The sequence below is a fragment of the Methanoculleus sp. genome (assembly GCF_020696975.1).
GTDB lineage: Archaea > Halobacteriota > Methanomicrobia > Methanomicrobiales > Methanoculleaceae > Methanoculleus.
The window spans coordinates 52,509-73,401 of the sequence record NZ_JAJGBK010000017.1 but is presented as its reverse complement, the minus strand read 5'-3'; the positions used below and the strand labels follow the sequence as shown (position 1 = coordinate 73,401).

Below are 20,893 nucleotides of genomic sequence, written 5' to 3'. Positions count from 1 at the left end.
GGTTTAGCTTATTGGATAATAGGAACACTTATGATGATTATTTCTTGGTTTTTCTGGCCATCACCAGCAGTAGCACTAATTGGAGTAGTAGGCCTCCTCGCCTATGCGGGAGACCCCGAAAACCTCCCCCTGCTCGCCGTGAACGTCACGTTTCTCGCGGCGGCCGTGTTCCTCTGGCGTCTGCGCTCGCGGGGGGAAGGGCCCTATAAGGAGTTCTGAGCGGATGATATCACATTCCTCCCAGCCCTGGTAAGGGCTACGCGGAGGAGAGCCTCATCCCTGCCCCTCGATCCGCTCCGCAGTCGCGATCATCCTGTTGACGAACTGCCTCTGGACGCAGGTGATGAACGGGAGGGTGATCACCACGGCGTTACGCACCCCGTCCTCCTGGTAGACGATCATGCAGACCCTGTCGTCGGCGATGAAGACGTACTCGAGCAGAAACGCTGATCCATCCACCGGGATCGGGCCGCAGTAGACCTTCTCAAATATATTCTCCTGGAAAAAGGCGCAGAAGGGCTGCGGGACGTATACTGAGGCGTTTCCAAGCGGATTTGTGATCCCGCGCTTCCCATTCGGGAGGAGGACGCTCACCGGGTGGTCCCTTGATGCATCGGCAATCAACCGGGCGAACTCCCCGATCTGCCCGTAGTCCAGGCAGACGATCACAAGGTCCCGGGTTACGCCCGCGGCAAGCGACTCCGCGTGGCGTCGGATGCTCCACTCCCCCTGCACGTACCAGATCGGCGAGTTCTTCGACCGGGCATCGAGCGAGAGAGCATCAAGGCCCTGCACCGCCGCTGTCGCCGCGGCATCGACGGTACTCGTTAAGTGGCGGATGACGACGGCAGGCTCGGCCGGGATGTAGACGTGGGGATTCCCCCGCCGAATGGTGACGAAACCCCGTGCGGCAAGCCCTTCGGCGATGTCGTAGACCCTCGGGCGCGGGACGGCGCTCGCTTCGTGGATCTGGCGGGCGCTCCCTTCCCCGATCCCGACAAGAGCCGCGTAGACCCGGGCTTCGTACTCCGTCAATCCGAGGGTTGTCAGGTTCCGGACAAGGTCGTTCATAGTTGTTACTATGAAAGTTACACCAGGATTAAACCTCTCCATGCCTCACCTTATTCTGAAGAACTCTGGTGACACCCATGCGGCTAAAGACGATCCTTGAGCGGATTCTGCGGTTCATTGGCAGAGACGGCCGTGATGCACCCGGAGGCGGCTCAGATAACGCCTGCTCCTTCATCATCGACCCCTTCGCAGACTGCGGGGAGGAGACAGAGTACGGGGGATCGGTATCGGCAGAAGCCATCCGGGCGGCCTGCCGCCGGATGCAGGGGGCAGCGACAAAGGGAGACCTCCTCCGTGTTATCGTCGACGAGATGAAGGCGTTCGACCTGCACGACCTGGAGATGATGTACGCCCGGTTCGAGCGGAAGGTCGCCACCCTCCCGAAAGACTACCGCGATCGCCTTCTATCAAGCGTCAGGGAGGAGATCTTTCTGACGCATCACCGCCTGATCCTCCTCTCCCGAAACGGCCAAGATCCAGGTATGGAGGATCCGCCGGACCCGGCACTCGGCGCCTACTGCGCCATGGTCGCGGAGGCCTGCACCGCAAAAGCGCGGGAGAAAGACCCGAAGTACCTCTACCTGAAGTACCTCCTCTCCGGGTTCACCATGTTTGTGCTGGGGGAGCCCGCCCATCCGGTCGGCACCCCGTTCCCCGGCGGGCAGATCGTCGACGAGTGGGAGGGGGCCTACCTCTGCCCGGTCAGGGATATGGCCGACGACGTGGCTTTCGCCCTCTGCCCTTACTGCCCGGCGGTCCAGAGCACGGAACCGACGTTCCCGGAGATGCGGGCCCGCCGCCACGAGCGGAGGCGGCAGGAATCCCTGGAGAATTACTGGACGAATTACAAAGGTTGATAGTCACGAGAGGATCTGTACAACACGGAGATGAATGGAATGAAGATTGTTGATGTAGCAAAGGAACCGATTGGAAAGAACCCGCACAACGTCGACGCCCGGAAGGTCTACGATACCGAGCACGCGACGGCGGTGGTGATCACGCTTGCCCCCGGAGAATCGCTCAAGAAGCACATAACCCCGGTGGATGTCTTCTTCTACGTCCTCGAGGGGACCGGGATCGTCGAGATCGGCGACGAGCGTGCAGAGGTCGGAAAAGACCATCTGGTCGAGAGCCCGGCAAAGATACCGCACCGCCTGGCAAACGAGAGCGACAGCACCTTCCGGGTGCTCGTGGTGAAGGTCCCCCGGCCGACGACCGGGACAAGATTGCTCTAAGGAACGGTAAGAGATAATGGTCGTTGAGTCGATCCCGAAGGCAGTGGGCTTCATCTACGGCCTCCTCGCCTTCGCCGCTCTCGTCTGGCTCTGGCGCTTCGGCCGGTTCACCCGCCGGCGTGCGATGCCGTTCCTCGTAGTCTCGACGCTCCTCGGGTTCCTGGTCTTTACGCCGGTCTTCCCCTACCAGTTGCAGGCCGTCGTCCTCAGGGATGCGGCGGCACTCGGCTCGCCGCTTCCCATGGCACTCACCGGGACGCTCGCCTTCATCGCCCTCGCCCTCGTAGTCGGCCGGATCGCCTGCGGGCAGATCTGCCCGGTGGGCGCCGTCCAGGAACTCATGTATCTCGTGCCGGTGAAGAAGCGCGGCAATGCTGACAGCAGAGTCCCGGTGACGGTCAGGGCCGGCGTCTTCGTTCTCTTCCTCGCCGCCGGCCTCGGGCTCTCGGCAAACCTCCTTGCGCTCATCGGCCTCGCGGATTTCTTCCACCTCGCGGTCGCGAGCATCTCGTTCGTTGTCTTCCTCTCGATCGTCCTCCTCTCCGCCACGGTCTACCGGCCGTTCTGCCGGTACATCTGCCCCTACGGCGCTCTCCTCGCTCCTGCGGCATCAAGGGCCTTCTACCGGCTCCGGCGGACGGACGCCTGCATCGGATGCCGGAAGTGCGAACGGGCATGCCCAACCGGAGCGGCGAGGCCCGATGACCGTCGCGGGGAGTGCTACCTCTGCGGTCGGTGCACGGATGCCTGCCCGGTGGACGGGGCGCTCGTGTATGGACGGGGGAAATGAGAAGAGTATATGCGAAGAGCATCAGAATAAAGAAGAGGTTGGTATACAATGGCTAAAGAGAGTCGTGCAGAGTTACAGGGGAAAGTCCTCCAGTTAGCGGACCTTGTCTCCTACCAGGACGGGACCGTGGCAAGCAGAATGATCATCAACAAACCCTCGGGGAGCATCACCCTCTTCTCGTTCGACGAGGATGAGGGGCTCTCGGAGCATACCGCGCCCTACGACGCGGTCGTGACGATCCTCGACGGTGAGTGCGAGGTCTGGGTCGCGGGCGACACGCACCAGATGAAGGAAGGGGAGACGATTATCTTCCCGGCAAACGTCCCTCACGCCCTCTCGGCCGTAACCCGGTTCAAGATGTCGCTTACGATGATCCGGGAGTGAAAGCGTGACGAACGAGAAGGAAGGCGATTACTGCACCATCTGCGGCGGGGTGCGGCCGGACGCGATCAAGATCAAGACGGTCCTCGTGGATGGCAAGGAGACCGGTATCAATCAGCTCGAGTTCATCGTCGCTGGTGTCCGGGACCTGCACCTGGAGAATGATGCCGCCGTCCGCGAAGAACTCCTCCGGAGAGCCGCGGCATTCAACTACATCCCGACGAAGAAGAGAGAGGCCTACGGCGACGCCCTGATGCAGGAGTACAGAGCGGTTCCGAAGTGAAGGGGTCCGGATAGAGGGCACTCAGGCTCCGGGGGTCTTGAACTCCGTTCATCCGGCCAGTTGTACAACCCTGCCCTTGCACCTCCGGGTGCTCATGCGTCCGATGCGTGCCGGCCCTTCCGGGACGTATGCCGGGTCGATCAGAGGCGAGGGTTCTCGAACCCTGACCTTTAAAAAAGTGATATTCGGGATACTGTTCTGCCGGGTCTGAACTCAGTACCGGCGGAAGTCGCTTCTCGGTCTCGGAGGCCGTGCCTCGTCGATCTTTAAGGTGCGACCCTCGAATACGGTGTTGTTCAGGGCTTCTTTTGCCGCCTCAGCCTCTTCTGGGCTGGACATCTCAACAAACCCGAACCCTTTGCGCTCAATAACTCTGACGTCATTTACCGTCCCGTACCGGGCAAATAACTCTTTCAACTGCTCTTCATTTACCGAGTAGGTGAGGTTTCCGACGTACAGCTTGCTGCTTTCCATTCAAAGATCCTCTTCACTCATATACGCTCAAACCTTAATTACCCTTCGGAGGAAACTTCGGGCACCGGCTCGGAGACGATTCCCCCGATACGGGAACGCATCTGCATATAGCCCTGCGTTGCTTTAACCCGTATTCACCATCCAAAACCCCGAATGACGACGAGATCGCATCTTGAACCCGACGGGATTACTGAAGGCATCGTGCCGGGAGGGCTATCCGGAGTGCCGGGCGCACACCGATGAGACGGCATCCGGCATCACCTCTCCCGCTGCCTGATGCCGGCGCGAGCACGTCTGTTGTCTCGCTCCAGATCCCCGTGAGATGTTTTAAGCGGCGAACAGCCCCGGCCGCCAATCAGCACTTGCTGGTCTCTCATACGGCAGGATCCCTTTCACCAGACCCGGGTTGTAGACGTGATCCCGGGATAGATACTTTAATGGTGGCTCGGGTCATTGGTATACACCTCCAGGAACGATGCAGGCGGAGTCTGCGTCACCGCCTGTTACGGAGTTGATTAACTGACGAATACACGAGGATCACAAAACACCGGAAGCGAAGAGATTGTACGAGTACGGTTACCAAAGAAGCGGAATCGGGAAATATTTGGCCGGGCCGACCTGATGCTCGGGGCAAACCACATACGTGTTCGTTGCGAGGACGGCGTCACGCGCACCGGGCGAATCAAGGGCAAGATCAAGAAGCGGCTCTGGATACGCGAAGGCGATCTCCTGATCGTTGTTCCCTGGAGTTTCCAGGACGAGAAGTGCGATATCATCTACCGCTACATCAAACCCCAGGTTGACTGGCTCAAGAAGCACAACTATCTCAGCCAATAATCCTCGTGATTTTGCGCCACAACTGATATACCGACCCGGGCAGGGCCCTGCCCCGGGGCGGAGGTGGGGATTACCCGGGATTTTTCTCCCGGTGATGGTTATACCCGGAGACCCCGGTCAACGGCGTCAGCCAGGTTGCCTGCGATATCGGTATGCACCAGTACAAATGTTCTGCTCACCGATGCCGTCATGCTCGCCGCTATCTGCATGGTGAGCATGATGAGTCGCATGGCATCCGGGACTGTTCCTCCCTCCCAGCCTCCCCGGATGCATTGATTGGCAATCTGCTTTGTGATCTCATTTCCCAGCACCACAAAGTTGCTTGCCCTGCCCTTCTGTACTATCCGTGGTCGTGAATCAATGATCTCGGCAATCGCATAATTTCCTGCCGTAGCGTACAGCCTCTTTCGGCGGACCACCGGCCCTTCGGTCTCGGTCACCTCGCCGATAAGAACCCCGTCCTGCTGCGAGATCTTGGCCTTGTCGTTCCGGACCCGGATTGTCACCCCGACCTCGTCAGCCCGGGCCTGTAAGTCATTATCGGACGCGATCGAACCGCTGTAAAGCTCGCGTTCCAGTTCTTCAATACAGGAGTCGTCCCCCTGGAATGCGATCTCCCGCATATCCCCCGCCATAACAGCGCCCTGTTTTCCAATGAATGCAATCACGAGCGTCATTTGGTGAACCTCCAACCCCGGCATGGAGCGGGATGGTGCGCTCACCCCACTCACCCGCACCCTGTATCAATCTGTTGATGCTCCACTGGAGCAGGCCACCTATCCACCCTGAAGAGTACAGTCCGTTCCTGGCAGGATATGGACAGAGCCGTTGCGTCCAGCAACTATGTCGCTGTCCAGCCCCGGTGTTCCTGGAATGATCAGAATGAACCGCGGACAGGGAAGTTCACCATAATTATAACAATGTTTTTATAATAGCCATGCCATGCGCGCGGTATCACGGGGGTTGACTGATGTGACGAAACAGAACGTGAGTGCAGGCATAGAGGTCCGGCAGCATTCCGGTGGTATCACCCCTCCCCGGAACACGGGTGACCGGACCAATCGCACGAAGGGAAACCATCCTGCAACGTATGCAAACGATCTCCCCCGGGGGCGATAGAATGACTGGCGAGAAGAAAAAGACCAAACGCGGTCTCGCATCCGCAGACGAAGCGACCCGGAAACGTGTCGCAAGAATTGGTGGAATGGCGCCGCACACTGCACGAGGTCTCCAGGCCGCTTCCCACGAGACACGGCGGCGGGTCGGAAAAGCCGGGGGCAAGGCCCCGCATGCAGCGAGAGGCCTCCAGGCCGCTTCCCACGAGACCCGGAAGCGTGTGGCGCAGGCCGGCGGAAGGTCCCCGCACAAAGAGCGGGGGCTTCAGGCGGGATCCAGGACGACCCGGCGGCGAGTCTCGCGAAAAAGCCGGCAGGCTTCAGCAGGTGTAAAGCGCTCGGCGTAGGCCGCGGATCCCGGCCTCACTCCTCCTTTGTTGCAACTGGCGAAGGGAGGTGGGGTCTACTCGCCCTCTTCCCCGGCCTTCCGCCGCACCCGCGGTCCCCAGGCAGGCGCCCGGAGTTTCACCGCCGGGGTCTGGCACGACTCCATCCCGGCCCCCTTCAGGAGAGACGGGTAATACCGGGCAACATACTCCTTCACCATCCTGCGGGACGAGAACCGGGGACCGTTGCTCTTGATCGACTCCTTCATCATCTTCACCCAGCCATGGGGGATATCGTCGATGGAGCGGTTGTAATAGAGCGGCACGACTTCTTTCTCAAGGAGATCGTAGATTGCCGAAGCGTCGGCGGAATTCCTCCCTTCGCAGGCAACCGTCTCGTCCCCGAACGCCCAGCCGTTTCTGCCGTTGTAACCTTCGGTCCACCAGCCGTCCAGGATAGAGAGGTTCAGCACCCCATTCAGCGAAGCCTTCATGCCGCTCGTGCCGCTTGCTTCCATCGGGGGCAGCGGGTTGTTCAACCAGACGTCGACGCCGTGCACCAGGTATCGGGCCACCTGGTCGTTGTAGTCCTCGATGAACGCGATCCGTCCTCCGAACTCAGGCTGCTGCGTGTAGCGGTAGATCTGCTGAAGCAGCCGTTTACCCTCGTTATCGGCCGGGTGGGCCTTGCCGGCGAAGATGATCTGGACAGGATACCAGGGGTTGTTTAAGATGCGTTTCAACCGCTCCCGGTCCTCAAAAATGAGGTGCGCCCTCTTGTAGGTCGAGAACCGCCGGGCAAACCCGATCGTCAGGACAGAGGGGTTGAGGAACGCTCCCTCGGCCGCAGGGTTGAGCGCCCCGCCGTGGTGCGTCGCCCACTTTATCCGCTCCTGCTCCCGGATCCGGTTGAGGAGTTTCGCCTTCAGCCAGAGGTGGAGGTGCCAGAGTTCGGCATCCGGGATCTCGTCGATGAGCTCCCATACCGTCGGGTCGTCGTGAGTCGAGAGCCACTCGGGAGATGTCGGCCCGATATGCCGGTCGTAGAGTTTCTTCATCCTGGGGTTCAGCCAGGTCGAGACATGGACGCCGTTCGTGACATAGTCGATCGGCACCGTCGCCTCCAAAGACCCCGGCCACAGGCACCGCCACATGTCACGGGTGACGGTCCCGTTCGTGCGTGAGACACCGTTGTGGTGCGTCGACGCACGCAGGGCGAATGCGGTCATGTTGAAGCCCGAGCCGGGGCTCTGCGGGTGGACCCCGAGCTGCAGGAACCTCGTCCGGTCGATGCCGAGCGCCGGGTAGTAGGTCTTGAAGTAGCGGTCGATGAGGTCGACGGGGAAGACGTCATGCCCTGCCGGGACGGGGGTATGTGTCGTGAAGACGGATGTCGCCTGCACCTCTGCGAGCGCTTCCTCAAACGTCATCCCCCGCTCGACTCGTTCCCGGATCCGTTCGAGCAGTGCGAACGCCGGGTGGCCTTCGTTTAAGTGTACCGCCGCATACTCGATCCCGAGCGCGTGGAGGACTTTTCTGCCGCCGATCCCGAGGACGATCTCCTGCCGGAGGCGCTGCTCCTGGTCGCCCGCGTACAGCCGTGATGATATGCCCCGATTTTTAGGGTCGTTGCAGGGGAGGTCGGTATCGAGAAGGTAGAGCGGGATCCTGCCGACCTGGACCTTCCAGACGGCGACGTAGATGGGCGGGTCGATCTGGGGGACGCGGACCACCAGGTCGTCACCGTTCGCATCCAGCACCCGGGTGACGGGCGCCGCGTCGCGGTCGAACGGTTCGGTGACGTCCTCCTGCCAGCCGTCGGGGCTGATCTGCTGGTGGAGATAACCCTGCGAGTACAGGAACCCGACGGCGACCATCGGGAGACCGAGGTCGCTCGCCTCCTTTAAGTGGTCGCCGGCGAGGAATCCAAGCCCGCCCGCGTAGATGGGGAGCGAGTGGTGAAGCCCGTATTCTGCCGAGAAGTAAGCAATAGGGAGCGAAGGATTGCCGGAATACTCCTCGGTGAACCAGGTTCCGGTGGCGCTCATGTACTTCTGGAACCGGCGCATGATGATGTCGTAGCGGTTGCAGTAGGCAGGGGTCTCCGCCGCACGGTTCAGGAACCCGGCCGGGATCTCGCGGAGCATCCGAACCGGGTTGTGGCCGCTTGCTTTCCAGGCCTGCTGGTTCACCTGCTTGAAGAGGATCCGGGCCTCCGGATTCCAGCTCCACCAGAGGTTGTACGCGAGGTCGACGAGCCCGGAGAGCCGTTCCGGGACGTGGGCAAACGGATCGTGTATGGGATTATCCATGAATTCTGTCCCCTTTTGAGGATGTACTTTCCATATTTATTATTATATATGTTTGTTTATTTTGGTAAATTGTTGAGAAAACAGAAAAAATAAAAAACGATGAGGTCTTTATGCGGGGCGAGGGCCGGTGAAGTTGCCAGGGCATATGGAGTGCCCGGAAGCGAGTGGTGTGGGGCCCGGGCACAAAAGTTGCTCAAGCATGTCCTGCCGTGACCCCTACCCCCTCCCGTAGATCCCCGTCACCTCCCGAAACTCCCGGAGGATCTCCTCCCCCATCTGCTCCGGCCGGAGCCGCCACTCCCAGTTCCCCTCCGTCGTTCCCGGTCGGTTCATCCGCGCCTCCTCCCCGAGGCCGAGAATGTCCTGCATCGGGACGATGACGGTATCGGCCGGGGAGAGCATCGCAAGACGGATGAGGATCCGGTGCACCTGATCGGCGCTCACCGGGCCCCCGATGTAGCGGAATATGATGTCCTTCTGGTCGTCCGGCACCTCGTGCTCGAACCAGCCCCGGACGGTGTTGTTGTCGTGCGTTCCGGTGTAGGCAACGCAGCCCTTTGTGATGTTGTGGGGCGCGTGCGGGTTCCGCGCGACGTCGCCGGAGAAGCCGAAAGTCAGGATCTTCATTCCCGGGAACCCGAAATGGGTCATCATCCCGTGGACGTCGGAGGTAATGTAGCCGAGGTCTTCTGCGATGATAGGGAGGCACGGCCTGCTCCGTGCGAGCAGGGTGAAGAGGTCCCGTCCGGGCGCATCGACCCAGCGCCCGTTCTCCGCGGTCGCGCTCCCGGCCGGCACCTCCCAGAACTGCACGAACCCCCGGAAGTGATCGAGGCGCAGCCGGTCAACAAGGGCGAGGGTGCGGTCGATCCGGCTCTTCCACCAGGAAAATCCCTGCTCCCGGTGCGCATCCCAGTTGTAGACCGGGTTTCCCCAGAGTTGCCCGGTCGCGCTGTACATATCGGGAGGCACCCCCGCGACGGCAGCCGGTTTCTTCAGGCCGTCCAGTTTGAAGAGGCCAGGGTTCGCCCAGAGGTCGACGCTGTCGTAGGTGAGGTAGATCGGGATGTCCCCGATGATCTGGAGATGGCGCTCGCGGCAATGGTTCTTGAGCGCCTTCCACTGACGGTCGAAGACGTACTGGAGGAACTTCTCGCGGACGATCCGGTCGGCAAGCTCGGTGCCGTGCTTCCTGAGCGCCTCCTCGTGCCGGTCCCGGATCCCGGCCGGCCAGTCGCCCCAGGCCTTTCCGTCAAAGAGGTCCTTGAGGGCGACAAAGATGGCGTAATCGTTGAGCCAGGAGGCGTTCTCGGCGGCAAACTCCTCGTAACGGAAGTCCGGACCGCGCTCTTTGAACCGCGCAAACGCCCTATCAAAGAGGCCGTTCTTGTAGTCCAGGACCATCAGGTAGTCCACCCGGTCCACAGGGAATCCAGGCGGGTCCCTGATATCCTCCGGGGCGAGGAGGCCGTCCGCGACCATCTCTTCGGGGCTGATAAGCCAGGTGTTCCCGGCAAACGCCGAGGTGCTCTGGTAGGGCGAGTTGGCAAACGTCGGGCATGTCGGGTTGAGGGGAAGGATCTGCCAGTAGCGCTGCCCGGCGCCGGTCAGGAGGTCTACGAACCGGTGCGCTGCGGGTCCGAGATCGCCGATCCCGTACGCCGACGGCAGGGATGTGATGTGGAGGAGAACCCCGCTCCCCCGCCGGTTCATGCCCCGATCCTCCTCACGCAACCCTCACCCCGAGGCATGCCGCCGCCCTCCTGAAGGCCCCTGCCCACCGTTCTGCACCCCCGTCGCCCCGGGCGGCACGCTGCTCCATATCCGCGTAGCACCCGCGCAGCCCGATAAAGATGTTCTGGCTCTCCCATAAGGTGAACGAGAGCCCAAAAACGTTTGCGCACCCAAAGACACGGACGATATCCTCAAAGGGAGCCGGATCCTCCGGGCGGTCCTCCGCCGCCCGGAGAGAGAGCGTGATCCGCCTGCTCGCCGCCTCCCCGAGGGCCGCGAGGTCGGGCGCAAGGTTCCGGGCTCTCATCTCTTCCGCGAGCGCGAAGAACCGGTCAGGGTCGGGGCACCCATCATTGAGCATCGCGAGGAGCCGCGTGGTCTTCGCATGCGCCAGAAGATGGGCGGCTGCTCCCGGCAGAGGGATCCCGAGATCCTCGATCGCTCGAATCAAAGCCGCCGCGTCACGGTAGACCGTGCAGATCGCCTGCCCGAGCCCGGGAGCGGTCCGGCGGGCGATCGCCCACCGTTCCTCATCGGAGAGGTCGGACGCTGTGTAGACCCGGTCAAAGGTTCCGGAGATTGTCCCGGCGGGATCCGGGCCCATCAACCCCACCCATACCGGCCGGAGCGCCTCCTCACCACCGGACTCGCGGACGCCGAAGACGATCCGGTCCATCCCGGAGAAGAACGCGGCCGCATCAAGGAGCGTCTCCTCGCCCGTCGCCCGGGACCGGACCCGGACGGTCCCGAGGATGCGGCGGCAACCCCCGACGTTTGAACGGTAACGCCAGGCCCCCCGGAAGGCGTACATCCCCGGCGCGGTCGCAGGGTGCTCGATGTCGAAGAGGGTATAGAGGGCCGCCCCTGCCCCGAGCCGGACGAGGTCGAATGCTCGCGGCCTGACCTCGGCCTCGTAGACCGCGGCGCCGGTCGCATACCCCGGATCGTTTGTCGGAGCGCGGCGGAGGATACCGATGAACCCCGGCTCGAGGTCGAGGTCGAGGGCCTGTCGGGCAAGGTCCATTGCCCGGCCTGCGTGCCGCATCACCTGGACGCTCCCCGGCTCCGTGATGTCGTCGAAGAACCAGCCGCAGCTCGTCTGCATCAGCATCGTCTGCCGCTCCATCTCAAGGAGCGTGAGCACCCGCCGCTGCTCGTGGGGAGAGAGGGCGCGGAGCGCATGCCGTGCGAAGAACGCCGCCGCGGCCTCGTCGGACCACCGGCCGAGGGCGAGGGCGACAGCGTCGTCGCGGGCCTCCGCCGGATCGCGGACGAGGAGCGCAAGCGCTTCCGCGGCCCGGGGGGCGAGGGCGTCCCGGACCATGATGACCGCCTCCCTGAGCGGCCCGCGCCATGCCTGCGACCACTCTGGATGCGTCCCGCAGTTGCATCCGCACTCTCCCCGCCAGCGTTCGAGACCGTGGATGCAGCTCCACGACGTCCCCTCCCGGACGGTGACCTCGTGCGTGGGCGGGTGAGCGGCAAGATACTCGCCGTAGACCGTAAGGCGTGCCTCATGCCGGGCCTCGATGGTCTTGAGGCAGTAGGCGAGGGCCATCTCCCCGAACTCGCGGTGGTGACCGTAGGTCTCTCCATCGGTCGCGATATGCACGAGCTCCGGACGGTCAGGGTTTCGGGAGAACGCGCCGAGCAGCCGCCCGGCAAACCGCCGCCCGTCGGAGAGCAGGTCGCCGAACGCAACGTCGCGGGCGATGCCTCCGTCGTAGAAGAAGATCGTGATGCTCCGCCCGGAAGGGAGGCGGCAGAGGTAGGGCATCCTTGTCTCGGCCCGACCGCCCGAGACGTCTGTCCAGACATCCGACCCGATCGGGCGCACCATTCCCGCCTGGTGAGGAGCAAGGACCGTGAACCGGATCCCCGCCCCCGCCATGATATCCAGGGACTCGAGATCGACCGCCGTCTCCGGGAGCCACATCCCTTCGGGCTCCCGGTCGAACCGGGATACAAAGTCGCGGACACCCCACGCGACCTGGGCCTGCTTATCCCGCCGGGTCGCGAGCGGCATGATGATGTGGTTGTAGCAGCAGGCGATCGCGGAGCCGTGGTTGGCGTAGCGCTCCCGGCTCTCCCGGTCGGCCTCGATGATCGCGCCGTAGACCGCCGGCCGGTGCCGCGCGAGCCAGGCAAGGATGGTCGGGGCGGCCGTGAAACTGATCCGTGAGTAGGTGTTCACGGTCTCCTCGATCATACCGTCCGCGTCAAGGATGCGTGCGGCGGTGTTCGGGGCGTAACACTCCGTGGTCACCCGCTCGTTCCAGTCGTGGTGCGGTGCGGCGGACCGCTGGACCTCGACCTCCCCGAGCCAGGGGTTCTCCCTTGAAGGCTGGTAGAAGTGGCCGTGGATACAGACAGCGCGGTCCATCGTCATGCCCCCTCGGGAAGAAAGATGACAACGCCAAGCGGCGGCAGGGTGAGCGGGAGGGACCATGGCCGGCCGTGCGCCGGGTCCTGCTCCGCCTTCACCCCCCCGAGGTTCCCGACACCGCTCCCCCCGTACTCGACTGCATCGCTGTTGAGCACCTCCTTCCAGAACCCGCCGAACGGGACGCCGACCCGGTAGCCGTAGCGCGGTACCGGGGTGCAGTTGCAGACGACGAGGGCAACCTCTTCGGCCGAGAGCCCCCGACGCAGGTAATTGACGATGCTCTTCTCGACGTCCGAGAAGTCGACCCACTCAAATCCTCCCGGGTCGGCGTCCCGCTCGTGGAGAGCGGGCTCCCGCCGGTAGAGGTGATTTAAGTCAGTGACCCACCGGCGGATCCCCTGGTGGGGCGGATACTGCAGGAGATCCCATGAAAGCCCGGCGTCGTGGCTCCACTCCGACCACTGCCCGAACTCCCCGCCCATAAAAAGGAGTTTCTTCCCCGGATGCGTGAACATATATCCATACAGGAGACGGAGGTTCGCCCGTTTCCGCCACTCATCGCCGGGCATCTTTCCGGCGAGCGAACTCTTCTCGTGGACGACCTCGTCGTGCGAGAGGGGAAGGATGTAACGCTCCCGGAACGCGTACCATATGCTGAACGTGATAAGATCGGGCCGGTATTTCCGGAAAACCGGGTCAAGCACGAAGTAGTCCAGGGTATCGTGCATCCAGCCCATATTCCATTTCAGGTCGAACCCGAGCCCCCCCGTCGCGGTCGGGGCGGTCACTCCCGGCCAGGAGGTCGCTTCCTCGGCGATGACGAGCACATCCGGGAATTTAGCGTGGACCGTATCGTTCACCTTCCGGAGGAAGGCTATCGCCTCGAGGTTCTCCCTCCCGCCGTAGACGTTCGGTATCCATTCTCCGGCACTCCGCGCGTAGTCCAGGTAGAGCATCGAGGAGACCGCGTCCACCCGCAGACCGTCCGCGTGGTAGCGTTCCAGCCAGAATACGGCGCTGCTCATAAGGAACGACCGAACCTCGTTTCTTCCGAGGTTGAAGATGTAACTCTTCCACTCCGGGTGGTAGCGCTGGCCGGGGAGGGCATGCTCGTAGAGGTGCGTGCCGTCGAAATAGGAGAGGCCGTAGCCGTCGGCGGGGAAATGGGACGGCACCCAGTCGAGGAACACCCCGATCCCGCGCTGGTGCAGGTAGTCGACAAGGTGCATGAAGTCCTCCGGGGTGCCGTACCTGCTGGTGGGCGCGAAGTAACCGAGCGTCTGGTAGCCCCAGGAGGCGTAGAACGGGTGCTCCATGACGGGGAGGAACTCGACGTGGGTAAATCCGGTCTCAAGGAGATACTCGGCAAGCCCGGTCGCGAGTTCCCGGTAGTTTAAGGACCGGTTCTCCTCTTCGGGCACCTTCCGCCATGAACCGGGATGCACCTCGTAGATGGATATGGGGGAGTTCGGGGTGTTATCCTCCTCGCGGCACCGCATCCACGCCCGGTCGCGCCAGGTGTAGTCAAGATCCCAGACGATGGATGCGGTCTTTGGCGGAACCTCCCAGAAATACGCGAACGGGTCGCCCTTCTCCACCTGGTAGTTGTTGTACCGGCTCTTGATGTGGTATTTGTAGAGCGCTCCGTGGCCGATATCGGGGATGAACCCTTCCCATATGCCAGAGTCGTCGTTCCGGATCGAGAGCGGATGCCGGCCGGCCTTCCAGCGGTTAAAATCCCCGATGACCGAGACCTCCGCCGCATTCGGCGCCCAGACCGAAAAGAACGTCCCCTGTACACCGTTAGCGACGGCGGGGTGCGATCCCAGCTTCTCGTACAGGCGGGAGTGGTTCCCCTGCCGGAAGAGGTAGACGTCGTAGTCGGTGATGAGGCTCCCGGTCTTTGTGATCTCCGGTAACACCTGCTGCATGGCGGTATCCTCCTGATAGGTCTATCGCAGGACGCCGGAGAGAACGTTCCGGTAGACCCCGAGCATCCTCTCCGTGACGACATCCCACCTGAACCTCTCCATCACCTTCCTGCGCCCGGCCCTCCCGAGCCTCTGCATGTAGGCCGGGTCGTCGATGAGATGGCATACCCCCCAGGCGATCGAGTCCGGGCGGACAGGGACCTTGATGCCGTTTGCGAAGTTATCAATATTCTCGGCAAGCCCCCCGACATCTGTCGCGACGACGCAGCGCTCTGCACTCCAGGCCTCCGTGAGGACAAGCCCGAAGGGTTCGTTCCTGCTCGGTATGACGACAAGGTCGCAGGCGTTCAGGAGCTGGAGGTGATCCGCGTCGGAGACGTAGCCGAGGAACTGCACGGGAAGACCGTGTGCCATCCCCTCCAGGTAGCCGCGCATATCCCCGGTGCCGGCAAAGAGGAACTGGACGTCCCAGCGCTTGGCCAGGATCTGGGGTATGGCCTGGACCAGGAGGTCGGGCCCCTTCTGGTAGGTGAGACGCCCGACGAAGAGGACTACAGGCGCAAGGGGATGGATGCCGTAGCGTTTCTTCACCTCGCCAGGGTCGAGCCGGATACAGAAGGCATCGGGGTCAACCCCGTTCGGGATGACGGTGATCTTCCACTCCGGGACGTTGTAGAGCCACATCGCCTCGGTCTTCGTCGAGTTCGAGACAGTCGTGACCGCCGTTGCGATGTAGGCCCCGTACCACTCCTTGCCCGAGATCTCCTGAAACTCCCACCAGCCGCCGAAATTCCCCCCGTGCCGCCCGTATTCGGTTGAGTGGAAGGAGAGGACGGTGTTTCGGTCGCGGAGGGTGTGCATAGCCTCGACGAGGTGCCAGTCGTGGAAGTGAAGAATCTCAAACGGCGGGGTATCGTAAGCGCGGAAGGCGTCCACGAGCATGCTGCTCATGGTCCTGCAGTACTCGAGGATGTTGTCGCCGAACGGCAGGCAGTAATGGTAGTGGACGTTCTCGATCACCGCGTCCCCGGGCTCTCCCCGCGTGAAGAAGTGGACCTCGTGCCCTCTCCGGGCAAGGTGCTCGGCAAGGTGAGTCGCCGCTGGCGCAAGGCCGCCCACCTTGAACGTGGAGTGGAGCGACTCCCAGCAGAAGAACGCTATCTTAAGCGCTTCCATAGTTTGTCGATCCTCTTCTGAATTGTTGATCGGAGTTCGGCGCGGTCGGAGCGGTCCCGGATCTTCTCCGCCAGTCTGGTATCACCGATAGCCTGGTCGATCCAGCGGTAAAAGTCCTCCCGCTCCACGTGATAGCGGATGACGTCGTCTGGTGCAAACTCGAGCATGTTTGCGAGTTCCTGCAGGCTGTGGGCGGCGTATCCGGCAGGCCTGTCGTACGACGAGAAGTAGAATGCTTTATCGGGAGGGACGCACCGGAGCGAGAGCGCGGCTTTCGGCGACCGTGCACTGGCCGCAGACCGCTCCTCTGCGTGGGAGAGAACCCTCATGAATGAGGCGAAGTAGTCGTAAGTCGCCTGGTGGCTGACGGCGTGGAGGGGTCGTCCGCACGAGGTTGAGCGCATGGCCATCCGCCGGATGTGATCGGTATCGAGGAGGCAGCGCCAGACTCCTCCGTCGGCAACCAGGTTTTCGGCCTCCTCGAGCGCCTCAAGGGCTGACTGCTGCAGGATGGTCCTCTGCAGGCTCTCCGGACCTGGCCCGGGGGTCTCCCCGATATCCCCGCGCGGTGGAAGCCGGGCAGCCTCCGACGGGCGTACGGTCTCGATCCCCTCCGCGGCGAGGGCAGAGGGGAGGGCACGCAGGAACTCGAGGATGCCGGTCTCCTGGCCGATGACGTCTCCGAATATGCGGTAGTCGAGGAAGAGCGTGATGCAGTCGCCAGGGGATACGGAGAGCCACCCGGCGTACTGGTCGGCCATGAGCGGCCACTTGTCCCATCCCCGCCACGGAAACCGCACGGCAATGTCATCAGAGAGGTCGCAGTGGGTGACGAGGACAGAGAGACCCTGATAGGTGTAGGTATGGTTCGGGTCCTTCTCGAGAGCAGGCCCCTCTCCCCCCTCGATGATGGCCGCCCGGATCCCGGCTCTGGTAAGCGCCTCTGCGGTGGCTGGGGTGATGGGGTAGTCGGTATGCGCAAACGTTGTCGGCGCGGCCGAGAACTGCTCCTTCATGAGGTCACGGTGCATGAGGATCTCGTCTGCAAACTCTTGCAGATCGGCAAACTGCCCGGCGACGCTGTGGTAGTAGGTCTGGGCGAGGAGTTCGGCGTTTCGGTGGGTTGCCGCCCGGGAGAAGAGTTCGAGCATCTCCGGGTACCACTGCCCGAGGTGCTCAACCACCGTTCCGGAGATAGCAAAAGCGCACGTAAACCCGTCATCGAGAAGTTCGAGAAGGAGTTCCGTCGTCGGCCGAAAGGAGCGGTCAATGACCCTGCCCAGGTCCTCCTTCGCGTTCGGGTTAAAGTAACTCTCTTTCGCGTTCCTCTTCCCCTTTACCACGTCAGGCTGAAACCCGGGATTGAGATAGCAGGGATAATGAATATCAAATCCCAGACAGGCCTTCGGTGGATTTAAGCCCTCGCCCGTCATCGGTGGTAGATGGCGGTTTCCGTATATAAATGTCGTCAGCCCGGATTATCTCCCGAGCTTTTGCCTTCTTCCAGGCCCCGATAACCTGAAGGGCGATGAATGCCGCCTTTGAGGCAAATCCAGGGTTACTTCTCCGGATACAAGATCCTCCCCACTTTATCCCGGATATCATCAAATGGGAGGAGCACCTACCGCATAACGAGGAACAGCGTGAGCAGAGAAGGGTTTGTCATAAGGACGATGAGCCGGGAGGAGGTCGCGGTCGCCGTCGGCTGGGCGGAGCAGGAGGGGTGGAACCCGGGAGTTTACGATGCGGAGGCCTTCTATGCCGCCGATCCTGAAGGGTTCTTCATCGCCGAACTCGACGGCGAGCCGATAGGTTCGGTCTCGGTCGTCAACTACACTGAAGCCTTTGCCTTCGCCGGCCTGTATATCATGAAGCCCGAATACCGGAACAGGGGCTACGGGAGCAGACTGTTCGCCGCCGGGATGAACCATGCCTCCGGCAGGAACATCGGGGGCGACGGTGTCGTCGCGATGCAGGAGAAGTACCGGACGCGGTCCGGGTTCACTCTTGCCTACAGAAACATCAGATTCGAGGGCACCGGAGACGAGAGCGAACCGGAGGGGCCGGTTGACCTCGGCGAGGTAGCATTCGACCAGCTCGCCGCATACGATACCCGGCACTTCCCGGCACCGCGCCCCAGGTTCCTCGAAGCCTGGATCTGGCAGGAAGGAACCCGGGGCCGGGCCGTTCTCGCGGACGACGGAGAGATCACAGGATACGGCGTCATCCGGAGATGCCGCCACGGCCATAAGATCGGGCCGCTCTTTGCGGATACTCCGGCCATCGCGGAGGAGATCTTTCTTTCGCTCTCGGCAGAGGCGCCGGGGGAGCCGGTCTACCTCGACACGCCGGAGCCGAACGCCGCCGCCGTGGCGCTTGCCCGCCGGCACGGGATGGTCCCCGTCTTTGAGACGGCACGGATCTACACGAAAGCGATCCCCGACCTCCCTATGGACGAGATCTTCGGCGTGACGTCGTTCGAACTCGGGTGACCGCCTTCTCCTGCCGGACCGCAACATTCTAAAGAGACGTCCCCCGATCATTCTCCAGGATGTGGCCGCATGGACTACCTGGAGGAGTTTCCCGTTCTCATCATCGACGACGAACTGCACTCGGATACCGCTGAAGGCCGTGCGTCGCGGGAGATTGTAAAAGAACTAAAGAGTGACAACTTCTCCGTCATTGAGGCCCTGACCGCCCGCGACGGGGTCCACGCCTTCCTCTCGCACCCTCACGCAAGCTGCATCATCATCGACTGGGAACTCACCCCGGAGGCCGCGGACGGCACGCTTACCGCTGCGGACGTCATCACCCTCATCAGGGAGAGGAACCCGAAGGTCCCGATATTCTTGAATACCGAGAAACTGGCGATCTCCGCCATTCCACTCTCCGTCATATCCCGGATCGACGGCTACATCTGGAAGCTTGAGGACACGCCCGGCTTCATCGCCGGCCACATCAAACGAGCGGCAACGAACTATCTCACCGACATCCTCCCCCCGTTCTTCCAGGGGCTGATGGACTACGTCGAGGAGTACCGCTACTCGTGGCATACCCCGGGGCATATGGGAGGCGTCGCGTTCCTCAAGAGCGCCGCAGGCCGGATATTCTACAACTTCTTTGGCGAGAACGCTCTCAGGGCCGACCTCTCGGCCTCGGTGCCGGAACTCGGTTCGCTTCTTGATCACTCGGGCGTCGTCGGCGAGGCAGAACGGAGAGCCGCAGAGGTCTTCGGGGCCGACCGGACCTACTTCGTCACTGGCGGGACATCGGCCGCAAACAAGATCGTCTGGCTTGCGACCGTCACCCCCGGCGACGTCGTCCTCGTCGACCGGAACTGTCATGCATCCGTGATGCACGCTATCATCATGACCGGTGCCGTCCCCGTCTACCTCATACCGGCCCGAAACGAGTACGGGATCATCGGACCCATACACAGCCGCGAGTTCCTTCCTGCGGTCATCGCGGCGAAGGTCCGGGACTGCCCGCTCATCGAGGACCCCGCGTCGCAGGCGATCAGGATGGCCGTGATCACGAACTCCACGTACGATGGGATCTGCTACAACGCAGAGAGGATCGAGGAGCATCTCTGGGATGTGGTCCCGTACCTCCAATTCGACGAGGCATGGTTCGGCTACGCGCGGTTCCACCCCCTCTATGCGGGGCGCTTTGGGATGCATACAGCGGATAGGGTTGGGCCGACAGTCTTTGCCACCCAGTCGACCCATAAGGTCCTCGCCGCCTTCTCGCAGGGCTCGATGCTCCATTTCAAGCAGGGCCGGGGATCGGTCGACCACCCGCGGTTCAACGAGGCGTTCATGATGCTCACCTCCACCTCACCCCAGTACACCATCATAGCGTCGCTTGACGTCGCCACCAAGATGATGGCCGGGCACTCAGGAAAGTTCCTTGTCGAAGAGGCGATCGAGGAGGCGATCGTCTTTAGAAAGAAGATGGTGACGGTGGCCGAAGAGATCCAGCGGGGTCCCTTTCCTGAGGAGGACTACTGGTGGTTCACCGTCTGGCAGCCCGACTGCATCATGGACCAGGAGGCGGATGACAGGCTCCTCCGGGAGGAGGCAGGCTGCTGGCTCTTAAATCCCCACGATACCTGGCACGGCTTTGACGGCATCGAGGAGGGTTACGCCATGCTCGACCCGATTAAGGTGACGATCCTCACTCCGGGGATCCGGCCGGGCGGGAGCATGGAGGACCGGGGGATACCGGCGAGCATCGTCACGAAGTATCTCAGGGAGAGCGGGATCGTCGTCGAGAAGACCGGATACTACTCGTTCCTGATCCTCTTCACGCTCGGGATCACCAAGGGCAAGTCCGGGACGCTGCTCGCAGAGCTCTTCCGGTTCAAGGCCCTTTACGACGGGAACAGCCCCATCGAGGAGGTCTTCCCCGATCTCGTGCGCCAGCACCCCGCCCGGTATGCCGGGCGTGGACTCCGCGACCTCTGCCAGGAGATGCACGGCTACCTGCGTGACAAGTCGATCGCCGACACGCTCAGGAACGTCTACGCGACGCTGCCTGAGCCGGCCATAACCCCGGCGGAGGCATACCGCCGCCTGGTGCGCGGGGAGGTGGCGCCGGTGCCCGCGAGCGACATCGAGGGGAAGACAGTCGCGGCGATGGTCGTCCCCTACCCGCCCGGGATCCCGGTCATCATGCCGGGGGAGCGGTGCACCCCGGCTACGCGGGCGATCGTCGATTACCTCACGGCGTCGCAGGAGTTCGATACCCTCTTCCCCGGGTTCGAGAACGAGGTGCACGGGGTGGATGTCGTGGCGAGGGATGGGCGCCGGGTCTACTACGTCTACTGCGTACGGGAGTGAC

At 62.4% G+C, this 20,893-nt stretch carries 19 protein-coding genes; 10 read left to right on the top strand and 9 right to left on the bottom strand.

The window, feature by feature from the left end; genetic code table 11:
• The coding region (locus QZ650_RS04455) for a hypothetical protein (protein ID WP_292522467.1) at nt 1-219 on the top strand (219 nt) is incomplete at its 5' end.
• Nucleotides 220-273: 54 nt separating this feature from the next.
• Here the strand turns inward: QZ650_RS04455 and QZ650_RS04450 are convergent.
• Nucleotides 274-1,071, bottom strand: a complete 798-nt coding sequence (locus QZ650_RS04450; protein WP_292521515.1) for a TrmB family transcriptional regulator — start codon at nt 1,069-1,071, stop codon at nt 274-276.
• Between the two features lie 77 nt (nt 1,072-1,148).
• Here QZ650_RS04450 and QZ650_RS04445 point away from each other — a divergent pair, with 77 nt between their 5' ends.
• From QZ650_RS04445 to QZ650_RS04425, 5 genes are read left to right on the top strand one after another with little or no spacing between them, the layout of a single operon-like run.
• Nucleotides 1,149-1,928, top strand: a complete 780-nt coding sequence (locus QZ650_RS04445) for a DUF2115 domain-containing protein (RefSeq protein ID WP_292521517.1) — start codon at nt 1,149-1,151, stop codon at nt 1,926-1,928.
• Between the two features lie 39 nt (nt 1,929-1,967).
• On the top strand, nt 1,968-2,306 hold the full coding sequence (locus QZ650_RS04440) for a cupin domain-containing protein (RefSeq protein ID WP_292521519.1): 339 nt from the start codon (nt 1,968-1,970) through the stop codon (nt 2,304-2,306).
• Between the two features lie 16 nt (nt 2,307-2,322).
• Nucleotides 2,323-3,096 (top strand): 4Fe-4S binding protein, encoded by a 774-nt coding sequence (locus QZ650_RS04435; protein WP_292521521.1) that lies wholly within the window; start codon nt 2,323-2,325, stop codon nt 3,094-3,096.
• Nucleotides 3,097-3,144: 48 nt separating this feature from the next.
• On the top strand, nt 3,145-3,480 hold the full coding sequence (locus tag QZ650_RS04430) for a cupin domain-containing protein (protein WP_292521523.1): 336 nt from the start codon (nt 3,145-3,147) through the stop codon (nt 3,478-3,480).
• A 4-nt stretch (nt 3,481-3,484) separates the two neighbouring features.
• On the top strand, nt 3,485-3,760 hold the full coding sequence (locus QZ650_RS04425) for an NAC family transcription factor (RefSeq protein ID WP_292521525.1): 276 nt from the start codon (nt 3,485-3,487) through the stop codon (nt 3,758-3,760).
• A 213-nt stretch (nt 3,761-3,973) separates the two neighbouring features.
• On the opposite strand, the gene QZ650_RS04420 is transcribed toward QZ650_RS04425, so the two are convergent.
• The gene (locus QZ650_RS04420) at nt 3,974-4,234 is read right to left on the bottom strand and encodes an RNA-binding protein (protein WP_292521527.1); all 261 of its coding nucleotides are present in this window, start codon (nt 4,232-4,234) and stop codon (nt 3,974-3,976) included.
• Nucleotides 4,235-4,753: 519 nt separating this feature from the next.
• Between QZ650_RS04420 and eif1A the strand changes: the two genes are divergently transcribed.
• Nucleotides 4,754-5,071: a translation initiation factor eIF-1A gene (gene eif1A, locus QZ650_RS04415; protein ID WP_292521667.1), complete on the top strand. Its 318-nt coding sequence runs from the start codon at nt 4,754-4,756 to the stop codon at nt 5,069-5,071.
• Nucleotides 5,072-5,169: 98 nt separating this feature from the next.
• On the opposite strand, the gene QZ650_RS04410 is transcribed toward eif1A, so the two are convergent.
• The gene (locus tag QZ650_RS04410; RefSeq protein WP_292521529.1) at nt 5,170-5,748 is read right to left on the bottom strand and encodes a DUF2121 domain-containing protein; all 579 of its coding nucleotides are present in this window, start codon (nt 5,746-5,748) and stop codon (nt 5,170-5,172) included.
• A 443-nt stretch (nt 5,749-6,191) separates the two neighbouring features.
• Here QZ650_RS04410 and QZ650_RS04405 point away from each other — a divergent pair, with 443 nt between their 5' ends.
• Nucleotides 6,192-6,533: a hypothetical protein gene (locus QZ650_RS04405; protein ID WP_292521531.1), complete on the top strand. Its 342-nt coding sequence runs from the start codon at nt 6,192-6,194 to the stop codon at nt 6,531-6,533.
• Nucleotides 6,534-6,589: 56 nt separating this feature from the next.
• Here the strand turns inward: QZ650_RS04405 and glgP are convergent, their stop codons facing one another.
• The 6 genes from glgP to QZ650_RS04375 form a co-directional block, all read right to left on the bottom strand.
• The gene (gene glgP / locus QZ650_RS04400; protein ID WP_292521532.1) at nt 6,590-8,824 is read right to left on the bottom strand and encodes an alpha-glucan family phosphorylase; all 2,235 of its coding nucleotides are present in this window, start codon (nt 8,822-8,824) and stop codon (nt 6,590-6,592) included.
• A gap of 216 nt (nt 8,825-9,040) precedes the next feature.
• Complete coding sequence (gene malQ, locus QZ650_RS04395; protein ID WP_292521534.1) at nt 9,041-10,537, bottom strand: 4-alpha-glucanotransferase; 1,497 nt, start codon at nt 10,535-10,537, stop codon at nt 9,041-9,043.
• Between the two features lie 13 nt (nt 10,538-10,550).
• A complete protein-coding gene (locus QZ650_RS04390) occupies nt 10,551-12,947 on the bottom strand; it encodes a DUF3536 domain-containing protein (protein ID WP_292521536.1) in 2,397 nt (798 codons plus the stop codon).
• Nucleotides 12,944-14,875 carry a 1,4-alpha-glucan branching protein GlgB gene (gene glgB, locus QZ650_RS04385; protein ID WP_292521538.1) on the bottom strand — a complete coding sequence of 644 codons (1,932 nt, stop codon included), beginning with the start codon at nt 14,873-14,875 and terminating at the stop codon, nt 12,944-12,946. The genes QZ650_RS04390 and glgB overlap by 4 nt, the downstream gene beginning before the upstream one ends.
• 21 nt (nt 14,876-14,896) lie before the next feature.
• Nucleotides 14,897-16,051, bottom strand: coding sequence for a glycosyltransferase family 4 protein (locus QZ650_RS04380; protein WP_292521540.1), 1,155 nt, complete (start codon nt 16,049-16,051; stop codon nt 14,897-14,899).
• Nucleotides 16,033-17,484, bottom strand: coding sequence for an alpha-amylase (locus tag QZ650_RS04375; protein ID WP_292521543.1), 1,452 nt, complete (start codon nt 17,482-17,484; stop codon nt 16,033-16,035). The genes QZ650_RS04380 and QZ650_RS04375 overlap by 19 nt, the downstream gene beginning before the upstream one ends.
• A 210-nt stretch (nt 17,485-17,694) precedes the next feature.
• Between QZ650_RS04375 and QZ650_RS04370 the strand changes: the two genes are divergently transcribed.
• Together QZ650_RS04370 and QZ650_RS04365 are read left to right on the top strand one after the other, a co-directional pair.
• Complete coding sequence (locus tag QZ650_RS04370) at nt 17,695-18,543, top strand: GNAT family N-acetyltransferase (protein WP_292521545.1); 849 nt, start codon at nt 17,695-17,697, stop codon at nt 18,541-18,543.
• 69 nt (nt 18,544-18,612) lie between these two features.
• On the top strand, nt 18,613-20,892 hold the full coding sequence (locus QZ650_RS04365; RefSeq protein WP_292521548.1) for an Orn/Lys/Arg decarboxylase N-terminal domain-containing protein: 2,280 nt from the start codon (nt 18,613-18,615) through the stop codon (nt 20,890-20,892).
• Nucleotide 20,893 lies beyond the last annotated feature (1 nt).

Excerpts from the sequence above, each read along its gene's own strand:
- QZ650_RS04440 (WP_292521519.1), top strand. The coding sequence starts at position 1,968 with ATGAAGATTGTTGATGTAGCAAAGGAACCGATTGGAAAGAACCCGCAC.
- QZ650_RS04365 (WP_292521548.1), top strand. The coding sequence starts at position 18,613 with ATGGACTACCTGGAGGAGTTTCCCGTTCTCATCATCGACGACGAACTG.
- malQ (WP_292521534.1), bottom strand. The coding sequence starts at position 10,537 with ATGAACCGGCGGGGGAGCGGGGTTCTCCTCCACATCACATCCCTGCCG.
- QZ650_RS04405 (WP_292521531.1), top strand. The coding sequence starts at position 6,192 with ATGACTGGCGAGAAGAAAAAGACCAAACGCGGTCTCGCATCCGCAGAC.
- QZ650_RS04390 (WP_292521536.1), bottom strand. The coding sequence starts at position 12,947 with ATGACGATGGACCGCGCTGTCTGTATCCACGGCCACTTCTACCAGCCT.
- QZ650_RS04380 (WP_292521540.1), bottom strand. The coding sequence starts at position 16,051 with ATGGAAGCGCTTAAGATAGCGTTCTTCTGCTGGGAGTCGCTCCACTCC.
- glgB (WP_292521538.1), bottom strand. The coding sequence starts at position 14,875 with ATGCAGCAGGTGTTACCGGAGATCACAAAGACCGGGAGCCTCATCACC.
- glgP (WP_292521532.1), bottom strand. The coding sequence starts at position 8,824 with ATGGATAATCCCATACACGATCCGTTTGCCCACGTCCCGGAACGGCTC.
- QZ650_RS04450 (WP_292521515.1), bottom strand. The coding sequence starts at position 1,071 with ATGAACGACCTTGTCCGGAACCTGACAACCCTCGGATTGACGGAGTAC.
- QZ650_RS04420 (WP_292521527.1), bottom strand. The coding sequence starts at position 4,234 with ATGGAAAGCAGCAAGCTGTACGTCGGAAACCTCACCTACTCGGTAAAT.
- QZ650_RS04430 (WP_292521523.1), top strand. The coding sequence starts at position 3,145 with ATGGCTAAAGAGAGTCGTGCAGAGTTACAGGGGAAAGTCCTCCAGTTA.
- QZ650_RS04410 (WP_292521529.1), bottom strand. The coding sequence starts at position 5,748 with ATGACGCTCGTGATTGCATTCATTGGAAAACAGGGCGCTGTTATGGCG.
- QZ650_RS04375 (WP_292521543.1), bottom strand. The coding sequence starts at position 17,484 with ATGACGGGCGAGGGCTTAAATCCACCGAAGGCCTGTCTGGGATTTGAT.
- QZ650_RS04445 (WP_292521517.1), top strand. The coding sequence starts at position 1,149 with ATGCGGCTAAAGACGATCCTTGAGCGGATTCTGCGGTTCATTGGCAGA.
- QZ650_RS04435 (WP_292521521.1), top strand. The coding sequence starts at position 2,323 with ATGGTCGTTGAGTCGATCCCGAAGGCAGTGGGCTTCATCTACGGCCTC.